Raw genomic sequence first — 8343 nt, forward strand, 5'->3', positions numbered from 1 at the left:
AGCGACACCGACATGATGGCGGAAGTCAACCAGTCGGAGTACACGACGATCCCGATCCGGCGAGGAACGCGGCGATCCGTACGACCAGCAGTCAGGATCAGCGGCATATTTGCCGTCGCGGCGACCTTGGTGCTGCTCAGTGGATGCTCAATGAAAGACGGCGCCCAGAAGCACCCTCAAGGTGCGATCAGCCGAGCGAAAGCTCTGACGCAACGCGCAGAACTCGCGGCAGTGAGGCTCCTCCCCAAGTCGGACGTCAAGGACATCAAGCAGCTCTCGAAGGGAACGTTTCTAGGCTGCTCCGACGGATATCAGTGGAGCGGGAACACCCGGGTGACCTTGAGCGACGGGGTGGACGGCGCTACAGCGCAGAAGCAAATCGCAGTCGCAGCAGAGAAGCGCGGCGACGACGTCAGTGACGACACCGTGCTGACCGGAGACAAGCGCTACTCGATCACGACGGGACAAGGCGTCCTGCTGCTCGTGAAGGTGTGGGACGGGGGCCGAGCGCTCGAATTGAACTCCGCATCGCCGTGCTTCGACCTGCCGTCGGACTTCGACAGGCCTCGGACGTTCTGAGGTGCGTCGGATTCTGATCGGCGTTTTAGCGGGTGCCGCACTGCTCCTCAACGGGTGCGCACGATCCGACCAGCCTCAGATGGAAACGCCATCAGCGGCGATCACGAAGGCGAAGAGCGCGACGCAGGACGGCGTCGTGCAGGTGGTTGATATGGCGGGCGATGACCTGGTCCAGGGTCTCAATCAGAGTCCGACCGGATCACTGGTCTCTTGCCGGGACGGCAAGCAGTGGGCCGGGCACGCGACGGTGACGCTTCGGCGGGGCGCGAACGCAGCTGCGATCATCAATGGCATCGAGGACTCGATCTCCGAGGCGGAATGGAGTGCCTCGCGAGACACGACTGGTGAGGGCAGGAGCCGACTCACCCTTCGATCGCACTCGGGCCTGTCCCTTCTGATCAGACCGGATGGCGGAGCGTCGATCAACATCGCCTCGTTCTCGGACTGTTTCGCTCTGCCATCCGACTTCGTACCTGCAAGGTCGTACTGAATCGTGTCCGATGCTCGCGATGGCCATGGTTGGCTTGACAGGAGTGCACGATGAAATCAGCAGGGGTGTTACTCGGCCTGACACTGGTCATCGGAATCAGTGGATGTGCAGTGAACGAAGATCTGCCAATGAACCCCGATGACCGCATTCTCCTCGTCAAATCACAGGTACAAGAAGCCGAGATGAAGGCCGCCGAGCTCGTCCCCGTCGATGACCGCATTGACATCGAGCAAGCGGACAAAGGGACACTCCTGTCGTGCTCCGGCGGCAGACAATGGTCTGGCAGCACCACCATTCAGCTGAAGAACCCGGCGAACGGCGAGCAGGTGGTGGATCGACTCGGCAAGGTGGCCGCTGACCAAGGCTTCACGGTCACGCGCAGCACCACGCCGGATGGAGCTGCCCGCCTGCGCCTCATCGATGGGCACGGAACGACGGTGTACGCGTCGACGTGGGTGGATGGGAGGTCGATCGAGGTCAATTCGTTCTCCGAGTGTTTCCCGCTCCCGAAGGGCTTCCGCCCTGATCGCTCCTACTGAAGACGTGTCTCGCAAACGGCCTGTCGACAGGAGGGTTGCCAGCGTGAAGTCTGCAAGACGGACCTGGGTCACGCTCATCGCGCTCACACTCCTCATCGCTCTGGCAGGAGGCTCCCCTTCGAACCTCACTCATGAACCGAGCGACGAATGGCCGCATGAAGGACGCACGGAAGCAGAGAGATGAGCAGCCAGTGAAACGGAGTGGCCTTCTGGTGGGCATGGCCCTGGTCATCGGACTGACGGGATGCGCAACGGACACTCATCTCCCGTCTGATCCAGAGGAGCGCATCCTGCTCTTCAAAACTCAGGCACAAGCGGCCGAGAGCGCGGTCGCGCGCCTGATCCCGACAGCCGCACGGGATGAGGTCAGGCAGATCCCCGAAGGGACGGTGCTCGCTTGCTCTGGTGGCCGACAGTGGTCAGGGAACACGCGGATCACGCTGACGCATCCGAGCGCGGGACCTGCAGTCCTGCGCGACCTGTCCAGCGAGGCTGCCGAGCATGGTTTCAGGGTCACCCGCAACACCACGGCAGACGGCGCACCCCGGATCCGACTCGTCGACGACAACGGCACCACGCTCCTGGCAACGGTGTGGGTGGACGGGAAGTCCATCGACGTCGACTCGTTCTCGAAGTGCTTCCCCGTACCTGCCGACTTCATCCCCCACGGCTCGTACTAGCCGCGCGCAGGTTCGTTCTGACACTGCTGCGAGGTCCCGGGCGACTTCAGGACGAGTTGAGACCTCGAGCACCATCCTCCGATCGGAGGACCCCACCCCGCCCGCTTCACCGATCCGCCGACCGCCTCCCCCGACCAGGCTGGTCTCATGCCCGACTCCCCCGCCATCGAGGTCCACCACCTCGCGAAGCAGTACCCCACCGGCAGACGCGCCGTCGACGACGTCAGCTTCACGATCGAGCGCGGCGAGACCTTCGCCCTCCTCGGCCCCAACGGCGCCGGCAAGTCGACGACCGTCGAGATCCTCGAGGGCCACCGCTCCCGCACCGGCGGCGACGTCCGGGTCCTCGGCCACGACCCGGCGAAGACGAGCCGCAGCCACAACGCCCGCATCGGCATCGTCCTGCAGTCGAGCGCGGAGTCGCCGAACGTCACGGTCGCCGAGCAGCTGAACCACTTCGCCAAGCTGTACCCGAAGCGCCGCACCACGGACGAGCTCCTCACCGCGACCGGCCTCGAGTCGCACCGCAACGTCCGTTTGAGCAAGTTGTCCGGCGGACAGCGTCGCCGCGTCGACGTCGCGCTCGGGATCATCGGCCGCCCCGAGGTCCTCTTCCTCGACGAGCCCACGACCGGCTTCGACCCCGAGGCACGTCGGCAGTTCTGGGACCTCCTCCGACAGGTCCAGCACGAGGGCACGACCATCCTCCTGACGACGCACTACCTCGACGAGGCCGCCCACCTGGCCGACCGGGCAGCGGTGATCGTCGGCGGTCGATTGCTCGACATCGCGCCGATCGACGAACTCGGTGGCCCGGCGGGACGAGAACCACGAGTGCGGTGGCGCAGCGCGGACGGCACCCACGAAGAACGAACGACGGACCCGACCGCCTTCATCCGCAGCAGCACCGAGCCGATGCTCGACCTCGAAGTCATCCGACCGTCCCTCGAGGACGTCTACCTGGAGATGGTGGGACACGCATGAACCCGGCAACCGTGGGCATCGCCCGCATCAGCTACGAACTCCGCTCCTACTTCCGGGCGCCGGAGTCCGTCTTCTTCACCTTCCTGTTCCCGATCATCATGCTGGCGCTGTTCTCGGTCGCCTTCAGCAGCGCGCCCGACATCCAAGCCGGCCCGGGCACGAGCGTCGACTACGCCACCTACTACCTCCCCGGTCTGGTCGCGACCGGCATCCTCCTGTCGGGCACCCAGGCCCTCGGCGTCGACATCGCCACCGAGCGCAGCGACGGCACCCTGAAGCGCCTCGGCGGCACACCGCTCCCCGTCCTGAGCTACTTCGTCGGCAAGATCGGCATGGTCCTGGTGACCACGTTCGTCCAGACGGCGATCCTGCTGGCCGTGGCGAGCCTCCTGTTCGGCGTCGACCTGCCGACGGATGCAAGCCGCTGGGGCGTCTTCGCCGGCGTCCTCCTCCTCGGCATCGCCACCAGCTGTGTCCTGGGCATCGCGATCTCGGCCCTCCCGCGCGAGGGCCGTCGCGCCACCGCCACCATCGTCCCGGTGGTCCTGGTCCTGCAGTTCATCTCCGGCGTCTACCTCCCCTTCACCCAACTTCCCGCCTGGTTGCAGGATGTGGCGTCCGTCTTCCCCCTCCGGTGGATGGCGTCCGGCATGCGGTCGGTCTTCCTGCCGGACGCGTTCGCGTCCGGTGAGCCGGGAGGCTCGTGGCAGCTCGGTCTGGGCGCCCTGGTGTTGGTCGGATGGCTGGTCCTGGGCACGGTGGCCTGCGTGGTCACCTTCCGCTGGAACCGCAAGGACGTCTGATGCCCCGGCAGGTCCGGCCTGTGGACAACCGCCTCCAGCCCGGCGAAGGGTGGGATGCTGTCGGCATGGACACGGTCACGGAGCGCGAGGACACCTGGGTACGGAACCGGTGGCTGCACGTCTTCTTCGCGGGCACGATGCTGCTCACCGCGGTCATCGCGGTGTTCGGGTGGTCCCCCTGGTCCACGCGGTGGCCGGCGTTCGCGATGCTCGCCGTGCTGGTCGTCGCCTACGCGGCGTACGGACACCGGGGCTACGACGGCCGACGACCGGCAGCTGCGTTCCTCCCGCTGGTGGTCGTCGCTGCCGTCGTGCTGCCGGCCGTGACCCCCAGCACGGCCTTCGTGCAGTGCATCCTCTTCCCGCTCGTCTGGCGCCAGTCGCAGCGCATCCGCACCGGGGTCGTGCTGTCGGTCGCGGTCGGCGTCGCGAGCGGCATCGGCCTGCAGGTGAGTGGTGGTCCGGACGCGATCGTCGCGACCCTCCTCATTGAGGGCATCAGCATCGTCGGCGCGTGCGCGATGGGCGTCTGGATCTCGAGCATCGCCGGCCTCTCGGAGTCCCGCCGCGCCCTGCTCGACGAGCTCCGAGCGACGCAGACATCCCTCGCTGAGGCGAACCGCGCCGCCGGCATCGCCAGCGAACGGGAACGCCTCGCCCGCGAGATCCACGACACCGTCGCGCAGAACCTCGCCGGCATCGTGATGTTGACCGAACGCGCCCGCCGTGACCTCGCCGACGACCATACCGATGCACTCGAGGAACGCCTGACGGTCCTCGAGGAATCAGCTCGAGCCGCGCTCGAGGAGTCACGCGTCCTCGTCGCCGCGGGGGCCGCCGGCGCGACCCACGACAGCCTCGCCGGTGCCCTCCACCGCCTCGGCGAACGGCACACCCGCGAGACCGGCACACCCGTGACCGTCAACGCGGCGGACTGCCCGTTGGATCGCGACGCGCAGGTGGTCCTGTTGCGTGTCGCCCAGGAGGCCCTGGCCAACGTTCGCACACACGCCAACGCCGCCTCGGTGCGCGTCGCACTGCACCACGCACCCGAGCAGACCGTCCTGCGGATCCAGGACGACGGCGTCGGCTTCGCCACCGCCGTCCGGAGCGTCGGGCGCGGTCTCGCCGGTCTGCGCGAACGGCTCGCCCTCGCGGGTGGCACCTGCGTCGTGACCAGCGCACCGGGCGACGGCACCACCGTGACGGCCACGCTGCCCACGGTGAGCACCGCCGGACCGGTCGTCGCGAACCAGGCGATGCCGAGCCTCCCGACCGTCGCGCGCCCCGTGGCGGAGGTGACCCGATGATCCGTGTCGTCGTGGCGGACGACCACCCCATCGTGCGGGCCGGCATCGTCGCGCTGCTGCAGTCCGCGCCGGACGTCGACGTCGTCGGTCAGGCGTCCGACGGCGAAGCCGCGGTGTCGATCGTCCGCGCTGAACGCCCCGACGTCGTGCTCATGGACCTCCGCATGCCGCTCCTCGACGGCGACGCTGCGACCGCGCAGATCCTGGCCGCGCAGCCCGACGTCCGCGTGCTCATCCTCACGACCTACGAGTCCGACGACCAGATCCTCGCCGCGATCGAGGCCGGCGCCACGGGCTACCTGCTCAAGGCCGCTCCCGAGTCGGAGATCCTCGCCGGCGTGCGGGCGACAGCCCGAGGCGAGACCGCACTCGCTCCCTCGGCGGCGGCGGCCCTCGTACGACGCGCGACGGGAGGGACGCCAGCCGGGCCGAACCTCACCCCGCGGGAGCTCGAGGTCATGCGCCTCGTCGCGCAGGGCAACAGCAACCCAGCGATCGGCCGGGCCCTGTTCCTCAGCGAGACGACCGTGAAGACCCACCTCGGCCACGTGTTCGAGAAGCTCGGCGTCAACGACCGCACCCGTGCCGTCACCCGCGCGATAGAACTTCATCTCCTCTGATCGCGCAGCGTCATATATCACACTCTGCTTGTTGTACGGTTGACGCATGAGCAATCAAGCCACCGCCGCATGGGTCGGAGTCATCATCACCCTCGTGATCTCGGTTTGGAGCATCACCGTCGCACGACGGGCCGAACGCACAGCGAGGACGGAGCGAAGCGTCCGCGAGGCCGCGAAGGTCAGCGCCTGGATCTCCACCACCTGGTCAGTCTCCGCGCCGGAGGACGACTCCCAGAAGAGCAACATCCTGGTCATCCGGAACTCGTCTGATGCGGTCATCCACGACGTGGAGGCCACCGCGCTGATGAACAAGCGAGAAGCGACGTTCTCTGCCGCGGTGTGCCCGCCAGGAGAGTCCTTCGCGACCTGGAAGCCAGGCGGGCGCTTCGCGTGGGAACTCCTCGCATCGTGCAGTGAACTAGCCACCGGGAACCGGGGATCCCGGGCGTTCACAAAGAGCCCGAACTGGAAGCTCGTCTCCCTCCGGTCCACCGATGCCTTCGGGGCACGTTGGGAGTACCGATCGGGCGAGGGCGTCACGCTCGTCCGATGACCGTCACCAGGTGAGGACGAAGCGGCCTCGGGTCCCGCCGGCCTCGAGTCGTTCGTGCGCCTCCGTGGCACGCGACGCTGGCAGGACCTCGGCGATGCGCGGCGTGATCGTCCCGCCTTCGACGCCGTGCCGCAGTCGCTCGAGCTTGTCGAACGACCGGTACTCCTTCCCGACGAGCGCGCGCTCGAACCGCACGCTCTCGGCGCCGTTCCCTTCCCAGCCCCGCACGTCGATGAACACACCGCCCTGCCGAAGCGCCGGGACGACTCCGTCTCGCTGAACCGCGCAGTCAGCGAGGGCGTCGACGCCCTCGGGCACGATGCCCCGGACGGACTCCGCGAAGGAGTCACCGCGCGGGACGATGTGGTCCGGGCCGAGCGACCGCACGAGCGTCTCGTCCTTCTCGGCAGCGTCAGCGATGACCGTGATGCCCTCGGCCTTCGCGAGCTGCACGAGGTAGTTGCCCAGCAGTCCGGCAGCGCCCGTGACGGCGAGGGTGTCGCCGCGCGCGAGTCCCGCCAGTTCGAGGATCTGGACGGCGGTGAGCCCGTTCATCGGGATCGTGGACGCCAACTCCACCGAGGTTCCTCGCGGGATCCGCGTGAACGACCCCACCGGGGCGACGAGCTCCTCGACGTAGGAGCCGCCGTGCCCGGTCAGCGGCAGCGCGATCGCCATGACCTCATCCCCGACAGCCCACCCGTCGACGTCCGGACCGACCTCGTCGATGACCCCTGCCGCGTCCATGCCCGGCACGTACGGAGCCGACGCCTGCGAGCTGTCGCGCTCCCCCGCCCGGACGCCCGTGTCCGTGGGGTTCACCGCGAACGCGCCGACCCTGATGCGGACGGACCCTGCGCCGGCATGCGGCTCCGGGACTTCGTGGACGGCGAGGGCCTCGGGCCCTCCGAACTGCTGCACTCCGACGACCTTCATGCATCCGGTCTACCGGCCCCGCGAAGGCGGCTCTCAGACTGCAGCGTGCTGATCACCCGAGCGAGACGACGGAGTCAGCGGCCGACCCATCTCCACCGAGTCGCCGGGAGCAAACCCGATCGGACGGCGTCGCCCAGTGAGAACGAATCCGTGACGCGCGTAGAAGGACCGTGCCCTCGCCCCCGCCGGGTTCTCGTCCACCCACAGCGCGATGGAGTCTCCCCGTCCCCGAGCCCATGCCAGCGTCTCTGCCAGCAGCACCTCGGAGACACCGTTGTCTCGGCCGCGGAACTCGGGCACGACCCACACGCCAGTCAGCACCAGATCGTCATGCTGCTGCGCGCCCATCATCCCGATCCACCGCCCGCGGAGGTCATCGATCGCGACCAAGCTCGTGGCGTCGCTCGCATGCCCTCGTCGAGCACGCATCCGCCAGTCGTCATCGGACATGGACACCGTCGTCTCGAGGGTCGCACCGTACGACACCGGGTTGTCCGTCGCGTTCTCGACCCGAGCGGCACGGACCGACGGCCAGTCGTCCTCAGCAGTGACCCTGACAGAGAACCGCGCCCCGGGCAGCCGAGATCGATCGAGCAGCGTGGACAGATCCTGCTGCAGCACAGCGGGCGCCACGGGGCCGTGCGGAGAACTGACGGGCAACCCCAATTCGACGGCGGCCGTCGTTCTGATGAGGGCGTCGAGAGACCCACGTGAGACGGGCATCGCGACATCGCTCAACCGGTCACCGACAGCTCCCCACACACCACCCGGGCCGTCGATTCGCACATCAGCGAACAGGTGCCCGATCGTCTCCATGATTTCATTGTGCCCGCCGAACGCAGAAAACCC

11 protein-coding genes are annotated in these 8343 nt (G+C 67.8%); 9 read left to right on the top strand and 2 right to left on the bottom strand.

Annotated features, from left to right (window positions below; translation table 11 throughout):
- The first annotated feature begins 12 nt into the window (after positions 1-12).
- From BIU98_RS18970 to BIU98_RS18975, 9 genes are all read left to right on the top strand, one after another.
- On the top strand, positions 13-579 hold the full coding sequence (locus BIU98_RS18970) for a hypothetical protein (protein ID WP_139200705.1): 567 nt from the start codon (positions 13-15) through the stop codon (positions 577-579).
- A gap of 79 nt (positions 580-658) precedes the next feature.
- Positions 659-1069, top strand: coding sequence for a hypothetical protein (locus BIU98_RS12530; RefSeq protein ID WP_071276330.1), 411 nt, complete (start codon positions 659-661; stop codon positions 1067-1069).
- A gap of 50 nt (positions 1070-1119) precedes the next feature.
- Entirely contained in the window at positions 1120-1608 is a 489-nt protein-coding gene (locus BIU98_RS12535) for a hypothetical protein (protein ID WP_139200706.1), read from the top strand.
- Between the two features lie 155 nt (positions 1609-1763).
- Positions 1764-2288 (top strand): hypothetical protein, encoded by a 525-nt coding sequence (locus BIU98_RS12540; protein ID WP_139200707.1) that lies wholly within the window; start codon positions 1764-1766, stop codon positions 2286-2288.
- Positions 2289-2435: 147 nt separating this feature from the next.
- Positions 2436-3272 carry an ABC transporter ATP-binding protein gene (locus tag BIU98_RS12545; RefSeq protein WP_071276336.1) on the top strand — a complete coding sequence of 279 codons (837 nt, stop codon included), beginning with the start codon at positions 2436-2438 and terminating at the stop codon, positions 3270-3272.
- A complete protein-coding gene (locus BIU98_RS12550; RefSeq protein WP_071276338.1) occupies positions 3269-4075 on the top strand; it encodes an ABC transporter permease in 807 nt (268 codons plus the stop codon). The genes BIU98_RS12545 and BIU98_RS12550 overlap by 4 nt, the downstream gene beginning before the upstream one ends.
- Before the next feature lie 65 nt (positions 4076-4140).
- Positions 4141-5385 (top strand): sensor histidine kinase, encoded by a 1245-nt coding sequence (locus BIU98_RS12555; protein ID WP_071276555.1) that lies wholly within the window; start codon positions 4141-4143, stop codon positions 5383-5385.
- Entirely contained in the window at positions 5382-6005 is a 624-nt protein-coding gene (locus tag BIU98_RS12560; protein ID WP_071276340.1) for a response regulator transcription factor, read from the top strand. The genes BIU98_RS12555 and BIU98_RS12560 overlap by 4 nt, the downstream gene beginning before the upstream one ends.
- Before the next feature lie 46 nt (positions 6006-6051).
- The gene (locus tag BIU98_RS18975) at positions 6052-6558 is read left to right on the top strand and encodes a hypothetical protein (protein WP_139200708.1); all 507 of its coding nucleotides are present in this window, start codon (positions 6052-6054) and stop codon (positions 6556-6558) included.
- A 3-nt stretch (positions 6559-6561) separates the two neighbouring features.
- Here the strand turns inward: BIU98_RS18975 and BIU98_RS12570 are convergent, their stop codons facing one another.
- Together BIU98_RS12570 and BIU98_RS12575 are read right to left on the bottom strand one after the other, a co-directional pair.
- Positions 6562-7494 carry an NADP-dependent oxidoreductase gene (locus BIU98_RS12570; protein ID WP_071276344.1) on the bottom strand — a complete coding sequence of 311 codons (933 nt, stop codon included), beginning with the start codon at positions 7492-7494 and terminating at the stop codon, positions 6562-6564.
- A 33-nt stretch (positions 7495-7527) separates the two neighbouring features.
- Positions 7528-8343: GNAT family N-acetyltransferase (locus BIU98_RS12575; RefSeq protein ID WP_217635696.1), on the bottom strand; the 816-nt coding region annotated here is incomplete at its 5' end.

This window comes from Curtobacterium sp. MMLR14_010 (assembly GCF_001865015.1).
Classification (GTDB): domain Bacteria; phylum Actinomycetota; class Actinomycetes; order Actinomycetales; family Microbacteriaceae; genus Curtobacterium.

Excerpts from the sequence above, each read along its gene's own strand:
- BIU98_RS18970 (WP_139200705.1), top strand. The coding sequence starts at position 13 with ATGATGGCGGAAGTCAACCAGTCGGAGTACACGACGATCCCGATCCGG.
- BIU98_RS12530 (WP_071276330.1), top strand. The coding sequence starts at position 659 with ATGGAAACGCCATCAGCGGCGATCACGAAGGCGAAGAGCGCGACGCAG.
- BIU98_RS12535 (WP_139200706.1), top strand. The coding sequence starts at position 1,120 with ATGAAATCAGCAGGGGTGTTACTCGGCCTGACACTGGTCATCGGAATC.
- BIU98_RS12540 (WP_139200707.1), top strand. The coding sequence starts at position 1,764 with ATGAAGGACGCACGGAAGCAGAGAGATGAGCAGCCAGTGAAACGGAGT.
- BIU98_RS12545 (WP_071276336.1), top strand. The coding sequence starts at position 2,436 with ATGCCCGACTCCCCCGCCATCGAGGTCCACCACCTCGCGAAGCAGTAC.
- BIU98_RS12550 (WP_071276338.1), top strand. The coding sequence starts at position 3,269 with ATGAACCCGGCAACCGTGGGCATCGCCCGCATCAGCTACGAACTCCGC.
- BIU98_RS12555 (WP_071276555.1), top strand. The coding sequence starts at position 4,141 with ATGGACACGGTCACGGAGCGCGAGGACACCTGGGTACGGAACCGGTGG.
- BIU98_RS12560 (WP_071276340.1), top strand. The coding sequence starts at position 5,382 with ATGATCCGTGTCGTCGTGGCGGACGACCACCCCATCGTGCGGGCCGGC.
- BIU98_RS18975 (WP_139200708.1), top strand. The coding sequence starts at position 6,052 with ATGAGCAATCAAGCCACCGCCGCATGGGTCGGAGTCATCATCACCCTC.
- BIU98_RS12570 (WP_071276344.1), bottom strand. The coding sequence starts at position 7,494 with ATGAAGGTCGTCGGAGTGCAGCAGTTCGGAGGGCCCGAGGCCCTCGCC.